Origin of the sequence: Shewanella sp. KT0246 (genome assembly GCF_019654955.1) — a bacterium.
Lineage (GTDB): Bacteria > Pseudomonadota > Gammaproteobacteria > Enterobacterales > Shewanellaceae > Shewanella > Shewanella goraebulensis.
Genome location: NZ_BPEV01000007.1, coordinates 57,759 through 74,160 on the forward strand (window position 1 = coordinate 57,759; position 16,402 = coordinate 74,160).

Genomic DNA, 16,402 nt, shown 5'->3' on the forward strand with positions numbered 1-16,402 from the left:
TGCATTTCTGGCAATCTAGACAACATAATTGATAAAAGTCTTTAGGAATAACAACTTCACGATGAATAAAGCTAACAACATGACCAAATACAGCCTCCGTTCATGGGTGCTGGTACTTGCGTTAGCGCCTACTGTAATGGTGGGTATTCTACTTGGAAGTTACTTCACCATAAACCGTTTTTATGAACTTGAAGAAACCTTAATCGCCCAAGGCAGAAGTATTGTCGAACCTTTAGCCATTGCAAGTGAATTTGGCTTAGTCACAGAAGACCGAGAAGCCAGCAAACGCTTATTAGCTGCTTCCCAACTTAATAACTCCTCTTTGATACATTCCATTGCCTTATTTGATATCGATAACCAGCTATTTGTTACCTCTCATTATCACAAAGATTTTGAGAGCATGCGTTATACCAGAGCCCTTGAGTCATTAATCGCCAGTCAATATGAAACCATAGACGACACTATGGTGATCCGCGTCCCCATTATTTCTAATACTGGTGTAAATCAACAAAATAACAATTACACGGCTACCGCTTCTCCTGGCCAAACGGTAACACCCACGATTACAAATGCTGAAGGTCAGCAGATACTTGGCTATATTGCGATACTGCTTAATAAAGAAAATGCACTGCTTGAACAACACCGCGCTGCTATTGCAGCTTTTGTCATCGTATTGATTGGTGTGCAATTAAACTTATTTTTCACATTTAGATTAGTAAAACACGTTAACTACCCTATTACTGAAATGGTTAGGGTGGTGGCGAAAATCCGTGAGGGTAAGCTCGATACTCGCTTGGATGGTCAACTCATTGGTGAACTTGATTTATTGAAGCGTGGTATCAATGCCATGGCAAGTTCATTATCTGAATACCATGATGAAATGCAGCAAAATATTGACCAAGCCACCTCTGATTTACGAGAGACCTTAGAACAAATCGAAATTCAAAATGTTGAATTAGATTTAGCCAAAAAGCGGGCATTAGAAGCCAGTCGAATTAAATCTGAATTTTTAGCCAATATGTCCCATGAATTAAGAACCCCGCTGAATGGTGTGATTGGCTTCTCAAGACAGCTTATCAAAACCCCTTTGCATTCAAGTCAGCTTGATTACATCAAAACAATTGAAAGAAGCGCCAGTAACTTACTTGGCATTATTAATGACATCCTTGATTTTTCAAAGCTTGAAGCGGGTAAAATGGTGCTTGAAAAAATGCCATTCGCACTGAGAGAAACCATCTCAGAAACCGTCAGTATTGTATCTGGAAGCGCTCAACAAAAGGGTATTGAGCTAGTTATAGATATCGATGATAACGTGCCAGAAAGCGTCAGCGGTGATGCCATGCGTGTCGGTCAAATCATGACAAACCTTATCGGTAATGCGATTAAGTTTACCGACCACGGTAGCGTGGTATTAAAAATTCATCTGGTTGGCCAAAAAGATGAAAACATCACCCTACGCTGTGAAGTCATAGATACGGGGATTGGCATTGATGAAAGCCAGCAAGAATATTTATTCCAAGCATTTGGCCAAGCAGACTCCTCAATTTCAAGACGGTTTGGCGGCACAGGACTCGGACTGGTGATCACTAAACGTTTGATCAACCAGATGGGCGGTCAAATAGGCTTTACCTCTTCGCCCAATAAAGGCTCAACTTTTTGGTTTATGCTGCCGTTAGACTTGAGTCAATTCCATATTGGGGAAGTACTGCACTTAGAAACTTTACGCGATAAAACGCTACTTTTATTTGAATCTCGTGAATTAACTCGTGATACCTTCAATCGCCGCTTTGAAGCTTGGGGATTGCACTTAACATCAGTGGGCCAAGTAAATCATTTAGAATCAACGCTATCATCTAGCCAAGTACACTATGATTATATTCTGATCAGTTGTCACGGCTTTGAGAATATCGAACAGCTAATGACAGTTTTAAAAGCTGCCAGACAAAAGACATCCTGCTTAGTGTTACTGCATGATTGCATCGAGCAACAAGAAATACTCAATCAAGCACTGCGTCCAAACTCAGATATTTTAATGAGTATGCCAACCAGTGACTATGATTTGGCAAACCAGCTGATCCATCCACCAACTCAAAAAGCACTGTTAACAGAGCAAACTCAAGGCGTGGTTTATGAACGTAAAAACTTAAGCGTGCTGGCGGTTGACGACAACCTTGCAAACTTAAAGCTAATCGATACTTTATTAAAAGAAATCGTTGTCAACGTAATATCTGTCAACAATGGGGATGATGCGGTTAAGCACGCTAAGCAGCAGGCATTCGATGTCATCTTTATGGACATTCAAATGCCTGGCACCGATGGCATTACCGCAACCAAATTTATTCGCCAAGAATCCCTAAATCGTAATACACCTATTATTGCGGTCACGGCTCACGCCATTGCTGAAGAACGAGAATTGATTTTAGGCAGTGGTATGGATGGTTACTTACCAAAACCGATTGATGAAGCCGCACTTAAAGGCGTCATAGACCGTTGGATCAATAAACCTAAGTTTACCCATTTCGATATACATACCCTTAATTGGGAGCTGTGCTTAGCGCAAACGAATCAAAAGCCTGATTTGGCTATCGAGATGCTACAAATGCTAGTCGACTCTTTACCCGATAGTGTTAATGACATCGAGACCGCTTTAAAAGATGGCAATAATGAGCTAATGCTGCAAACAGTTCATAAACTACATGGCGCCAGTTGCTACTGCGGAGTACCCAATACTCAAAAGCTTTGCCAAGAGATAGAATCAGCATTGAAGAAAAAAATCAGCCTTGATGATCTAGAACCGGAAATACTAGAGTTACTTGATGAGCTAACTAAGGTAGAATCAGCAGCAAATCAAGTGATATCACAGTTATCAGCGGATGTTCCCAATGAGTAATAAACCCGGCTTTTTTAAACGCTTAAAAGCGTTATCTTTACCTCAAAAGCAATTATTTGCGACCGCACTTTGTCAGCGTATGCTGCCTAACTACCAATTATTTTCAGAAGTGTGTGAGTTTGGCGAGCCAAAAATGTTAAGCACAGTCTTAGACTTGCTTTGGCAATCTCAGTACGACAAGAAGCTTAAGTTCAATTACGATATCCATTTACAACGTCTTGAGGATAATACTCCTGAGCCAAGTGACTTTGAAGCTTACGGTGTTTACCCAGCAATGGATGCAGCCGTTGCATTAACCACTCTATTAGGTGGCATTCAAGGAAAAATCGAAGAAGACATTACTAATATCAGTAAGCTTTCTTCAAGCACTGTTGCCAATTACATTGAAGCTATCAGTGTTGAACAACTTCAAGACGAGTTGAACGAAGAAGTGGTTGAAGAATTTGTTTTCAATCACCCTGTGATGCAAGAAGAGAAAGAACTGCAAGGCATGTTATTGGATATCATAGAAGATAACCCAAAACTAACTACTGAGTTCATTAAAGAGTTACGTAAAGAAATCGTCGATGCTGGCGTATCCAATATTGGGATTAGTATTCAGCAATAATTTACAACCAAATGACTAATAACGTATTCGTTATTAGTCATTTGCGTGTTATCAAAGGGAGTCGCTATGGCCATGATTTAATTATGCTTCAGTCATGCATTAGACGCTCCCTTCACTTTAAAGGCATTAAGGCCTCAATTAACAACTCATACGCCATACTCTTAAGTAAAACGTAAAACCCTCATTTTAGTAATCCAAAACTACGCAAAATAGCCACCATGTCTTTTGTGTTCATTCTGCCAATTATCGTTTTTGATCGTGCATGGCGTAGATTAAGTTAACATGAGGCGCTGACAAGTTTTCAATAGAATTAACACTCGAAATTCGCCTATACTGATCACTTAATTAATTAAGGAAGGAATGAGGGATGTCCAGTATTCTTACCCCTCTTATAGCAGTATTCGGTATTATGCTTTTAGGCTTTGTTGTGCAAAAGCTAAAACTATTGCCACATGACACCGATTTTACACTTAATGAATATGTTTATTATGTTGCCTTCCCCGCTATTTTATTTATTGCCCTTGCCGAAACTGATATTAATGAAATCCTACAATGGGGTTTTATTTTCTCATTTGGCGCTGCAATGATTGTCACCTACTTTGTCACCGCAGTGTTGTCATTATGGGCTGATAAAAAACAGTCTGCACTTGCTGCAATTAGAGGCCTCAATACCAGCTTTGGTAATACAGCTTTTATCGGGATTCCCTTAATGATGATGTTATATCCAGGCAATAATCACGCGATTACCGCTGCTGCGATTGCCAGTTTGCTTTCCATTGTCATGTTTGCCTTTGCCATGGTGAGCATGGAGTTAGCGATTAACAAACAGCAGCAACGACATCCTATTTTAATCATGTTAAACGCACTTATTAGTAACCCTATTGTGATTGGCTGTATTCTTGGTGTAATGGCATCAGCGTTAACAATACCAATCCCTGATAGCATTAGCATGATGATGAGACTCATTGGTAACACGTCAAGTCCTTGCGCACTATTTGCTATAGGTATGGTGTTGGCTAAAGCTATGCACGGAGGTTCTGAAGAAACTGCACCTAGAAGACATATTGCAATCGAGATGACTTTGCTGAATATATTAAAACTCATATTTCAGCCGATAATCGCTTATGTGTTGCTACGTTATTTCGGCGTTAACCCTGAACTGCTTGTTATGGGGGTTATTCTGGCAGCGCTTCCAACTGCAGCAAGTGTTTACTTACTCGCTCAGCGTTATCAAACCTACGGTTTAGCAAGTGCTAAGTGTATTCTCATCAGTACTATCGCCACTTTTATCACCCTACCGATTATTGAAAAAATGCTGCATAGCTTGAGTTAACAGAGCTTAGCAATTGTTTTAATGGAGATTAAAAATCAAGCGGCAAAAATCTATCGCTGACGCTTTACTGTATAAAAAAACAGTGTACACTGTTTGTAGATACAGTGGTTTGATGATTATTCACACAAGGATTGATTATGCTTTGCCAATTAAGCATTAATAATTTCGCGATTGTACGTTTTCTAGAGCTCGACTTTAAAGCCGGCATGACTAGTATTACTGGTGAGACTGGTGCGGGTAAGTCCATTGCTATAGATGCTTTGGGTCTATGTTTGGGTAATCGTGCAGATGCCAATACAGTAAGACCTGGCGCTAATAAAGCTGAAGTCAGCGCACGCTTTACTTTGGATGATGTTCCATTTGCTAAACGTTGGCTTGAAGACAATGATCTCGATGTGGAAGATGAATGTATATTACGTCGAACTATCAGCGCTGACGGTCGTTCTCGCGCCTACATTAATGGCAACCCTGTACCACTTTCGCAATTAAAAGCACTGGGGCAATTATTTGTCGGTATTCATGGCCAGCATGCACACCACGCCATGCTTAAAAGTGAGCATCAACTTACCTTACTCGATAGCTATGCCAACCATAAACTCTTACTTGATACCGTTAGTAAGAGTTACCAACGCTGTAAAAATATCGAAAATGAGCTAAAACAGTTACAGCAAAACCAGCAAGAACGCATCGCCCGAAAGCAATTGGTACAGTATCAAGTTGAAGAATTAGATGAATTTGCGTTGTTACCAGGCGAGTTTGAACACATTGAACAAGAACATAAACGTCTAGCAAACGGCACCGATTTAATAGAAAGTTGTCAAAATACCCTGCAACTTCTGAGCGAAGATGACGAACATAATGTGGAGTCATTGCTTAATCGTGCTGTAGGCTTTGCTGATAACTTACAAAGTTTTGACCCTGCACTTAAAAATATTGCCGAGATGCTTAATGAAGCGTTAATTCAAGTTCAAGAAAGTAGCAGCGAAGTACAAGATTACCTCAGTAGAATTGAACTCGACCCTGAGCATTTTGCCTTTCTTGAGCAACGCATTTCTAAAGCAATGCAACTGGCTAGAAAGCACCATGTACAAACGGAAAATCTTGCTGCACATCATCAACAACTAAAAGCGGAACTCACAGAGTTAAGTAATGATGCTAGCCGTCTTGATGAAATACAGCTGCAAGTTGATGACAGTAAACAAGCTTATATCCAAAATGCGCAAAAACTCAGCCAGAGCCGTTTACGTTACGCTAAAGAGCTAAATAAATTAGTGACTCAATCAATTCATGAATTGAATATGCCTAAAGGAAAGTTCTGCATCACTGTTAACTTTAACCCTGAAGTACAGTCTTTAACTGGCAGTGACCAAATTGAATTTCAAGTCACGACTAATCCGGGGCAACCACTTCAACCTATTGCCAAGGTGGCATCAGGTGGTGAGCTTTCACGTATTGGTTTAGGCATTCAAGTGATTACAGCTAAGAAGGTTTCTACTCCAACCTTAATATTTGATGAGGTCGATGTGGGAATTTCAGGCCCTACCGCCGCTGTTGTCGGGCGAATGCTTAGAAGCCTAGGCGAATCAACACAGGTTATTTGTGTAACCCATTTACCTCAGGTTGCAGGTAACGGTCATCAGCATATGTTAGTGAATAAGTTTACCAAGAGTGGCGGTACAGAAACACAAATGAAGCCATTGGATAAAGAACAACGTATTAGTGAATTAGCAAGACTGCTTGCTGGTGATGTTATTACCGAGAATACACTCGCCAATGCGAGAGAACTTTTGCATTAAACATTAAGGCTGATGAGCTTTGAATACAATGTAATGAATTTAAATTTAAGAGACCAAACTAAAAAGCCCACTATTAAGTGGGCTTTTGTATATGAATTCGTAGTAATTAATAGGGCTCTAAGACCCGTTAATACACAAAACTGAAGACTTCATTTACACGAAGTAATAAATAGCCTGTAGACAGATTAACGCAAAGATCCCCGCCAGCACATCATCAATCATGATGCCGAATCCACCATGTACTTTGGCATCTAACCAACGAATAGGCCAAGGCTTGAGAATGTCAAAGAAACGAAATAAAGCAAAGCCAATCACCATCCATATTAGCCCTACTGGCGCCGCTATCATGGTGATCATCAATCCCGCAACTTCATCCCAAACAATAGCGCCATGATCATGGACGCCCATGTCTTTTGCGGCTTTATCACAAATATAAAAACCAACTAGCGTACTGATAACAGTGATAAAAATAAAAGCGGTTAAGCTTAAGTGTCCCATCAAATACACTAAAGGCACAGCAGCAAGGGTACCAAAAGTACCCGGTGCTTTGGCAGCTAAGCCACTACCAAAACCCAGCGCTAAAAAGTGCACTGGATTTTTTAAAGATAGTTTTAATACTGCAGGATCAGTTGATAATAATTTCATTAAAAGTGCTCAAAGTGTTTCGAGTCGAGTTCAAAAGGTTGGCCATCGGCTACCAGTCGTAATTTATCACCTGCGCAAATTTGACCAATTTTGACAAACTTAACACCAGCATGAATTAACGCAGTATCCAACGCTCCTCGTTGCGACTCAGGTACAGTAAATAGTAGTTCATAATCCTCACCACCTGTCAGCGCATAATTGATCGCATCGTTTTTGCCTACTGACTCAAGAAGTGATTGCGATAACGGTAACTCATTCACATCAATAATGGCACCCACATTCGAGGCTTTTAAAACATGCTTAATGTCTGAGTTTAAACCATCTGATAAATCAATCGCACTGGTTGCTAATGTTCGAAGCGCTTGACCCGCTATAATCCTTGGCGTTGGATGATAATGGCGATTAATTAAAAAACCTCTGTATTGAGGATCAACCTCTTTATTGCCCAGCAGCACATCTAGACCTAAGGCTGAATCACCTAAGGTACCAGTAACATAAATCCAATCGCCAATCTTAGCGCCTCTACGAGTCAATGCTTTGCCCGTGGGCACTTGGCCATGGATGGTGATGTTAATACAACGAGGTCCACGAGTCGTGTCACCACCAATCAAACTCACGCTGTAGTATTCTGCAGCCTCAAATAAACCTTCACTGAATTCTTGTAACCATTGGTTATCAACATCAGGCAAAGTTAATGCGAGTGTCATCCAAGCAGGATCTGCACCCATTGCCGCTAAATCAGACAAGTTTACCGCTACAGATTTATAACCAAGCTCATGGGCTGGCATCGTTGGTAAAAAGTGAATATTTTCGACGAGAGTGTCGCAAGAAATTGCGATTGATTTGTTTTCGGCTGGTTGCACAATCGCGCAATCATCACCGATACCGAGATGAACATCACGGCGCTGCTGACCTTTATCACGGAAAAATTGTTCAATAATTTGGAATTCTTTCACGATAAACCTGGTACGGTTGCCCGCCCACCTATATTTTATAGAAGTATCTAAGCCATACAAAAACGGTATCCGAAGATACCGTTTTCATTCATTACTTACGAGTAACAAGCTTATCTAGCATACCATTGACAAACTTATGGCTGTCGTCAGCACCAAACGCTTTCGCTAATTCGATACCTTCGTTGATAGCCACTTTATATGGCACATCTTTACGATAAGTTAATTCATATGCAGCTAAGCGCACAATGGCTTTTTCAACTGGAGATACATCTTCAATATCACGATCTAAGTGAGGTTTTAGAAGATCATCAAGTTGAGTTGCTTTCGTGGCTACACCTGATAGCAATTCACGAAAATAAGCTACATCAACACCGTTAATGTTTTGCTCAGTTAAAAATTCATGTTCAACATCAGCAACGTTATTCTTGCTTAATTGCCACGAATAAATAGCTTGAACAGCTAAACGGCGTGCCTTACGGCGCTCTGAAGGCTTCATTACTTTTCCTACTACTATACCAACTGTTGTTCTAATTCTTGCAGAACGTTAACCATTTCAAGCAGACCTAGGGCAGCTTCAGTGCCTTTGTTACCTGCTTTAGTACCAGAGCGTTCAATTGCTTGCTCAATAGTATCTGTGGTCAACACGCCAAATGAAACAGGGATATCAAACTCTAAAGCAACTTGAGCTAGACCCTTGTTACATTCACCTGCAACTAAATCAAAATGCGGAGTACCACCACGAATCACTGCACCAAGTGCAATGATACCGTCAAACTTTCCACATGCAGCAACACGACGTGCAGCTAGTGGTAATTCAACAGCGCCAGGAACACGAACAACAGTAATGTTGTCATCTTCAACCTGACCAAAACGTTTTAGTGTATCTATTGCGCCATCAAGCAGACTCTCAACTAAAAAACTGTTGAAACGCGATACTACGATCGCAACTTTGGCATTTTTTGCTTCGATATTACCTTGAACTACGTTCATTATCTTACCTAAATTAGCTAAAGCACCCAGCTCTGGGCAAAAGTGGCGGTATAATACCACAGCAAAATGCCCTGAGTCCTGTGCAATTAATGATAAATGTTAACTTCACTAAATTAGTGAATTATTCTGCAATGTAATCAGTAACTTCTAAACCAAAGCCTGACAACGAATGATAATGTTTCGGTGAGCTCAATAGACGCATTGTGCTAACACCAAGACTTGATAGAATTTGTGAGCCGATACCCACTTTACGAGATGTTCCTTCCCACTTAGCCGATGCAGGCGCTTGACCATTGTCTTCTGCTTCAAACGCTTTTACTTTTGCCAGCATTTCACTTGAGTGCTCTTCATGACCCAGTAACACTAAAACACCGCCTTCTGATGCGATTCGTTCCATGGCTTTCTCTAAAGGCCAGCTACGTTTTTGATCGCGCTCTGAATGTAATAAGTCATTAAAGGTATTCTGTAAGTGAACTCGTACTAGACAGTTCTCTTCAACATCCCCTTTCACTAATGCGTAGTGTAATTGATTGTCGATAGTGTCTCGGAAAGTTACCATTTTGAACTCACCAAAACGCGTTGGTAAATTGCACTCTGCTTCGCGAACTACAGTAGTTTCTTTAGTGTTACGGTACTCAATCAAATCAGCAATCGTACCCATTTTAACGCCGTGTTTTTCACTGAAAAGTTCTAAATCAGGGCAACGTGCCATAGTGCCGTCATCATTTAGGATTTCAACAATCACACCAGACGGCTCAAGACCTGCTAATCGAGCTAAATCGCAACCTGCTTCAGTGTGACCCGCGCGAGTCAGTACGCCGCCATCTTGTGCCATTAATGGGAATATATGGCCAGGTTGAACTAAGTCAGCCGCTTTTGCTTCTTTAGCGACTGCAGCTTGGACTGTAACAGCACGATCGTGGGCTGATATGCCTGTCGTCACACCTGTCGCGGCTTCAATAGAAACAGTGAAGTTGGTTGAAAACTGAGCGTTATTATTGGTCACCATTAACGGTAAATTTAATTGCTGGCAACGGTCTCTAGTCATAGTTTGACAAATTAAACCACGTCCATAAGTGGCCATGAAGTTAATTGCTTCTGGCGTGACCTTTTCGGCAGCCATGATTAAATCGCCTTCATTTTCTCTGTCTTCATCGTCCATCAAGATAACCATTTTACCTTGGCGAATGTCTTCGATGATCTCTTCTATACTATGTAGTGCCATGTTAAGACCTTTATGTAGTTATTTCCCATATCTGCAATATAGGGTAAAAATAGGGTTATCGCATAAATCCAGCGCTGGCTAACATTTCCATCGTGACTCCGCCAGTTGCTTTGGCAGGCTTTCCCGGATTCATTAGTCGTTCTAAATATCGTGCAATGAGGTCAACTTCAATATTGACCTTATCGCCTGCTTTTAATACTGTCAGGGTTGTTTCTGATGCTGTGTGCGGCACTATCGTTAATCGAAAACGATGACCATCAATTTCATTCACAGTCAGGCTAACACCATCAATAGTAATTGAGCCTTTATGGGCTATATAATGGGCTAACTCAGCAGGCGCAGCTAACCAAAACTCTATGGCCTTACCGCGAACACTGCGTTGTTCTACAACAGCGATTCCATCAACATGGCCGCTGACCATATGACCACCAAGACGTGTGGTAGGCAGTACGGCTTTTTCAAGATTAACTTTTTGGCCAACGTGATAGTTAGCAAAACCAGTCAGCGCGACCGTTTCAGCCGAAATATCGGCGACATAGCCATCAGCTAAACACTCCACCACGGTTAAACATACACCGTTAGTGGCAATACTATCGCCTAACTTCACATCAGCTAAATCCAAGTGACCACTGGCAACGGTTAAACGAATATCATCACCTTTACGCTCGATTTTTCTCAATGTGCCTAAGGCTTCAATAATGCCGGTAAACATAAGTACTCACTTATTTGTGGTTCAGTTCTGATAGGTTGTATTCAGCTCAATTAGCTTTGTCAAAAAGGTTCATTCTCAACAAGGTTATTATCGTAAACGATGTAACCAGCTAAAGATTAAAAATCATCCGTTGATCTTCGCCTACTCGGCGCGAATCTACTAATTGTAACTCAGGAATTTGTTCCATAGTTTGATAGTCGTTCAGTTGTAATAAATTTCGGCCATGACTACCTAAAATTTTCATTGCTTGATAAAGATAAAGCTCATCTGCAAGTTTTGCATCTAGTACGCTACCAGCAAGACAGGCTCCAGCCTCAACCAGTACTGAGTTACATTGCTTACCTAAATAAGTAAATAACGCATGTAAATCAACGCGTCCATCTTCATTTGTGGCAATAGTGATACAACTAACATGATTGTTAAATTTTTCTTGTACTTCTGCGGGGTAATCCACACAGGAAACCAACAATACAGGTGATGTAAAATCAAATAGCTTCATTTCACTCGTTAGCCTTGCTTTACTATCTAAAATAACCCGCAAAGGCTGTTGCAGATCTGAGGGCACAAGTGAGCTTTTCAAGCTGCCTAACTCCTCATAACGCACATTTAGCGTTGGGTTATCAGCAAGTACTGTTTCAACACCCGTTACCAGTGCACAATGACGAGCGCGTAACTTTTGCACGTCAGCTCGTGCATCTGGACCTGTTATCCACTTTGATACTCCATTTGAAAGCGCTGTTTTACCGTCGATACTTGCAGCTAATTTTATGGTGATGCGAGGCAGGCCTGTGGTCATTTTTTTAGTGAAGCCTAAATTGAGTAATTTGGCTTGTTCGGTAAGTAAGCCAACATCAACTTGAATGCCCGCTTCTTTTAAAAGCCTTATACCATTACCGGCAACTTGTGGGTTCGCATCGACTTCGGCGACGACTACTCTTTTAACCCCTGCTTTGATTAATGCCAAGGCACAAGGAGGCGTGCGACCATAATGACTGCAAGGCTCAAGCGTGACATAGGCGGTGGCCAGAGAAAGTTTATGTTGGTTTTGCTTGGTGTCTACATCATGAAGGGCATGAATTTCAGCATGAGGGCCGCCCGCTTTAATGTGATATCCCTGACCAATGATTTTATCATCAACAGCAATAACACAGCCGACATTAGGATTAGGACGGGTGGTATAACGCCCTTTTTCAGCCAATGAAATTGCTAGGCTCATCATTTCGATGTCAATAACGGACCACTGAGACATAAACACCTACTTGAATAGTGGCTGCAAAATATTATCTACAGCATCAATATTGGGAACAGAAATTACTTTTGTAGTTTAGCGATGGCTTCGCCAAACTGAGACACATCTTCAAAGGCACGATATACAGAAGCAAAGCGAATATAAGCCACTTTATCTAGTACCATTAATTGTTCCATCATTAAATTACCAATCATTGCTGAGTCAATTTCGCGCTCACCAGTGCCACGTAAAGTAGATTTGATTTTAGTTAATGCTTGTTCAATTTGGTCAATAGATACTGGACGTTTCTCCACAGCACGAAGCATTCCGCCTCGCAGTTTATCTTCATCAAATGGTTGGCGAGTACCGTCTTGTTTGATAACCCGTGGCATAACCAGCTCAGCACCCTCAAAGGTAGTGAATCTCTCATGGCACAATGTACATTCCCGACGGCGACGCACTTGATGGCCATCAGCCACCAGACGAGAGTCAATCACTTTGGTATCTGTCGCGCTACAAAATGGGCAATGCATATTCGCTCCTGGAAAATAAAATAAAATGGCTGTAAGCACAAAGTGCTTACAGCCATTAAAGTTTATCCTATTTACTTTATAAGGTTAACCTTATCGATAAGATAATCCTACTTAGTTAAAATGGATCATGTGTCTAAATGAGAGAAGCAATACAAGCTTGGATTAATTAGCATGGTCTTGCTTGACGACTATCAACACAAAGTAACGGTTTTATCCGTAATTTTTATCCGTAAACAGGGTATTTAGCACACAACTCAAGCACTTGGTTCTTAACGCGCTCAATTGTACCTTCATTAGTAATGTCATCTAGTACATCACACATCCAGTTTGTTAGTTCTACCGATTCAGTTTCTGTGAAACCACGGCGAGTAATCGCTGGAGAACCAATACGTAGACCAGAGGTCACGAAAGGTGAACGTGGGTCATTCGGTACTGAATTTTTGTTTACTGTGATGTTAGCTTTACCTAACGCAGCATCAGCATCTTTACCAGTCATATCTTTGCTAATCAAATCAAGCAAGAATAAGTGGTTATCAGTGCCACCAGAAACAACATCGTAGCCACGCTCAATGAAGGTTTTCGCCATCACTTTAGCATTGGCAACAACTTGCTCTTGGTAAGTGGTAAATTCAGGATCGAGAGCTTCTTTAAATGCAACCGCTTTAGCAGCGATAACGTGCATTAAAGGGCCGCCTTGGCCACCTGGGAATACTGCTGAATTTAACTTTTTGTAGATGTCTTCATCATTTGCAGCAGAAAGGATTAAACCACCACGAGGGCCAGCAAGTGTTTTATGAGTTGTTGTCGTTACAACGTGCGCATGTGGCAGTGGATTCGGGTAGATACCAGCAGCAACAAGACCTGCAACGTGGGCCATATCAACAAATAAGTAAGCACCTACTTTGTCAGCGATTTCACGGAATTTACCCCAATCGATGATACCTGAGTAAGCAGAGAAACCAGCAATAATCATTTTAGGCTTATGTTCAACAGCTAAACGCTCAACTTCTGCATAATCGATTTTGCCAGTCGTTTCATCGATACCGTACTGAACCGCATTGTATAATTTGCCTGAAAAGCTCACATGAGACCCGTGAGTCAAGTGACCACCATGGGCTAGGCTCATACCTAAAACAGTATCACCGCCTTGAAGTAGCGCCATGAAAACTGCTGAGTTTGCTTGAGAACCAGAATGTGGCTGAACGTTAGCGTATGTAGCGCCAAATAATTCTTTTGCACGAGAAATAGCTAACTCTTCTGCAATATCTACATGCTCACAACCGCCGTAGTAACGCTTACCAGGGTAACCTTCAGCATACTTGTTAGTTAGCTGAGAACCTTGTGCTTCAAGAACACGTGGGCTGGTATAGTTTTCTGACGCGATTAATTCAATGTGCTCTTCTTGGCGACGAGTCTCATCTTCAATGGCTTGAAACAGTTGTGGATCGTAATCCGCGATATTCATAGCTTTCTTTAGCATTGGTGTCTCCAACAGCAGTTCTTATATATAGGGTTGCGCGGTATTCTACTCTGCTCTGCGTCACAATCCCAGTATTTACAACATGAATTTCTTTGGAAATTATCATTATTTTAATTAATCCAAAATTTGAGTTAACCGAAAAATAAAGTAGAATTATCATCATCATTGGTCACCAAAGAACCTCAAAAATGGCTCAATTTGTCTATAGTATGCTGCGGGTAGGAAAGATTGTTCCGCCTAAGAAACAGCTTCTAGGGTGTAGATATACTTATACGATACCTACCTTATCTTCATTTAGCTAGTTCCATTAGAGCCACACAACTCCCCTTTCTGAACGAACAGACATCGGAACAGCCTGATAGTTTTCACAACAAACACATGTACTTATTGATACTCAGAATACCGTAGTGTAAATTGGTCTGAATATTGTAAATAGAGCTGATGATATGCTGCTGCAGGAATACCAACGATTTGCACTGGAATGCACTTTTGCCATAGGGAAGATCCCTGATGATGCGCCTAACTATAAGTTAGAAATGATCCTGCCTAAGCTACAGAAGATGGTTGAGGAAAATAAGGCTGTTCATCGAACCAAAGATGAAACCATCACTCTAAGGCTATACAAACTCGAAGCTGAAGATGATCAAATCACTATGTTATTTCAATATGCTGATAAAAACGCTTCAGACCCATCTTTCACTCATACTGAAACAGGTGCAACAAGAACTGAAGAGAAGCAAGATGGTGAAGGTATTTCTGTTTCCGCTCATTTGATTATCCGTAGAAAATCAAACAGCGAACTATTAAGTATGTTTCATGATGCAGTCTTAGAAGAGGTTCCAGGAATAAGTCGAGCAGTCATTGAAGCTGGACTAACACACATGCTAAGCGAATGCGCAGCTGGGAATTTTGAAAAGCCAGAAGCTAAGAAGCCATTGCAGTGTCGCCCAAAGATCACATTGAACCACAATGGTAATGAATCACTACAACAGCTATTAAAAAGTGGAACCATTAGTGGGTTTGTCGCCGTTAAAACTGGCGTGCAGCCTGCTCTTGATGAAGAAGGTGAGCTTATAGTTGCAGATGAACGTATTGTTCTAAAAGTGAAGCGAAGCCGTGGTGAGAAGGCATTGGCTTTAATCAATAAAGCAAGAGACACCATTCTAGAGCGTGAATACACCCGTTTACAGATTCGATACAAAGCTGATAGCAAGCGATCATCAACTTTTGATGTTGGTGCTAGAGAAGAAAACATTGGGGATAAAATGTTTGCGAAGAGCTCGCTTCTTACATTTGACGAACCAATAACTCAGTGCCAAGTCGAAATACATGATAAACTTAAAGTGAAAATGATAGCTCTTCTTGGCAAAATGGAAAAGCAATAAAAATGTTCGATAAACTACTCAAGCCTATGAGTTACATAGGAATAAAACACTCAGAGAAACGATGGTTTGATATTATCATACCGTCGATTCTTGCTGTGCTTGTTAGTATTATCATTTTTAACCTTCCTAAGCCAATTGCACTAATCGGCAAAGATAGTTTGATTAGTCTCGTTAATGGCATACTGCAAATATTGTCTGGCTTCTATATCGCTTCCATGGCCGCTGTTGCTACTTTCCAAAGAGAAGGTATGGATGAAAAAATGGAAGGTCGCCCTCCAAAACTCAAAGGCATACCTCTTACAAGAAGAAACTTTCTCACATACTTATTTGGTTACTTAGCCTTCATGAGCATTGCAATGTATTTCGTTGGCGGGTTTATCCAATTATCGGCTTCAAGCATTTCATATTGGACGTCAGACCTTCATACTTTAATCAAAGTAATATGTGTGACCCTATACCTGTTCGTTGTATGTAATATTATGACTACAACTGTGTTGGGAATGCATTTCTTAATAGATAAGATACACCGCGAGAAGCCTAAGTTTACCGATGAATAAGCTGGATTAAGGCTCTATGATATGTGGAGCTTTATCACAAACCAACAAAACCCACTGGAACCAGC

The 16,402-nt window shown here is 41.0% G+C and carries 15 protein-coding genes; 6 read left to right on the forward strand and 9 right to left on the reverse strand.

From position 1 onward, the window contains the following. The first annotated feature begins 61 nt into the window (after positions 1 to 61). The 4 genes from barA (at position 62) to recN (ending at position 6,626) form a co-directional block, all read left to right on the forward strand. A complete protein-coding gene (gene barA, locus K5Q58_RS05015) occupies positions 62 to 2,890 on the forward strand; it encodes a two-component sensor histidine kinase BarA (protein WP_220752819.1) in 2,829 nt (942 codons plus the stop codon). Further along, positions 2,883 to 3,497 carry a YjaG family protein gene (locus tag K5Q58_RS05020; RefSeq protein WP_220752820.1) on the forward strand — a complete coding sequence of 205 codons (615 nt, stop codon included), beginning with the start codon at positions 2,883 to 2,885 and terminating at the stop codon, positions 3,495 to 3,497. The genes barA and K5Q58_RS05020 overlap by 8 nt, the downstream gene beginning before the upstream one ends. A gap of 367 nt (positions 3,498 to 3,864) precedes the next feature. After that, on the forward strand, positions 3,865 to 4,830 hold the full coding sequence (locus K5Q58_RS05025) for an AEC family transporter (RefSeq protein WP_220752822.1): 966 nt from the start codon (positions 3,865 to 3,867) through the stop codon (positions 4,828 to 4,830). Positions 4,831 to 4,967: 137 nt separating this feature from the next. After that, the gene (recN, locus tag K5Q58_RS05030) at positions 4,968 to 6,626 is read left to right on the forward strand and encodes a DNA repair protein RecN (protein ID WP_220752824.1); all 1,659 of its coding nucleotides are present in this window, start codon (positions 4,968 to 4,970) and stop codon (positions 6,624 to 6,626) included. Between the two features lie 153 nt (positions 6,627 to 6,779). Here recN and K5Q58_RS05035 read toward each other — a convergent pair whose 3' ends face one another. From K5Q58_RS05035 to glyA, 9 genes are all read right to left on the reverse strand, one after another. Then, a complete protein-coding gene (locus K5Q58_RS05035; RefSeq protein WP_220752825.1) occupies positions 6,780 to 7,271 on the reverse strand; it encodes a phosphatidylglycerophosphatase A in 492 nt (163 codons plus the stop codon). After that, complete coding sequence (gene thiL, locus K5Q58_RS05040; RefSeq protein WP_220752826.1) at positions 7,271 to 8,227, reverse strand: thiamine-phosphate kinase; 957 nt, start codon at positions 8,225 to 8,227, stop codon at positions 7,271 to 7,273. The genes K5Q58_RS05035 and thiL overlap by 1 nt, the downstream gene beginning before the upstream one ends. 91 nt (positions 8,228 to 8,318) lie before the next feature. Then, the gene (nusB, locus tag K5Q58_RS05045) at positions 8,319 to 8,723 is read right to left on the reverse strand and encodes a transcription antitermination factor NusB (protein ID WP_076543020.1); all 405 of its coding nucleotides are present in this window, start codon (positions 8,721 to 8,723) and stop codon (positions 8,319 to 8,321) included. A 14-nt stretch (positions 8,724 to 8,737) separates the two neighbouring features. Then, the gene (gene ribE / locus K5Q58_RS05050) at positions 8,738 to 9,217 is read right to left on the reverse strand and encodes a 6,7-dimethyl-8-ribityllumazine synthase (protein WP_055023789.1); all 480 of its coding nucleotides are present in this window, start codon (positions 9,215 to 9,217) and stop codon (positions 8,738 to 8,740) included. 121 nt (positions 9,218 to 9,338) lie between these two features. Next, the gene (ribBA, locus tag K5Q58_RS05055; RefSeq protein WP_220752829.1) at positions 9,339 to 10,442 is read right to left on the reverse strand and encodes a bifunctional 3,4-dihydroxy-2-butanone-4-phosphate synthase/GTP cyclohydrolase II; all 1,104 of its coding nucleotides are present in this window, start codon (positions 10,440 to 10,442) and stop codon (positions 9,339 to 9,341) included. Between the two features lie 55 nt (positions 10,443 to 10,497). Next, positions 10,498 to 11,154 carry a riboflavin synthase gene (locus K5Q58_RS05060; protein WP_220752830.1) on the reverse strand — a complete coding sequence of 219 codons (657 nt, stop codon included), beginning with the start codon at positions 11,152 to 11,154 and terminating at the stop codon, positions 10,498 to 10,500. A 109-nt stretch (positions 11,155 to 11,263) separates the two neighbouring features. Continuing rightward, positions 11,264 to 12,403: a bifunctional diaminohydroxyphosphoribosylaminopyrimidine deaminase/5-amino-6-(5-phosphoribosylamino)uracil reductase RibD gene (gene ribD / locus K5Q58_RS05065; RefSeq protein ID WP_220752831.1), complete on the reverse strand. Its 1,140-nt coding sequence runs from the start codon at positions 12,401 to 12,403 to the stop codon at positions 11,264 to 11,266. A 62-nt stretch (positions 12,404 to 12,465) separates the two neighbouring features. Next, positions 12,466 to 12,915 (reverse strand): transcriptional regulator NrdR, encoded by a 450-nt coding sequence (gene nrdR / locus K5Q58_RS05070; RefSeq protein WP_153914843.1) that lies wholly within the window; start codon positions 12,913 to 12,915, stop codon positions 12,466 to 12,468. Positions 12,916 to 13,138: 223 nt separating this feature from the next. Further along, a complete protein-coding gene (gene glyA, locus K5Q58_RS05075) occupies positions 13,139 to 14,395 on the reverse strand; it encodes a serine hydroxymethyltransferase (protein ID WP_220752835.1) in 1,257 nt (418 codons plus the stop codon). Between the two features lie 446 nt (positions 14,396 to 14,841). Between glyA and K5Q58_RS05080 the strand changes: the two genes are divergently transcribed. After that, entirely contained in the window at positions 14,842 to 15,780 is a 939-nt protein-coding gene (locus K5Q58_RS05080) for a hypothetical protein (protein ID WP_220752836.1), read from the forward strand. Positions 15,781 to 15,782: 2 nt separating this feature from the next. Continuing rightward, positions 15,783 to 16,337, forward strand: coding sequence for a hypothetical protein (locus tag K5Q58_RS05085; RefSeq protein ID WP_220752838.1), 555 nt, complete (start codon positions 15,783 to 15,785; stop codon positions 16,335 to 16,337). Positions 16,338 to 16,402: the final 65 nt, after the last annotated feature.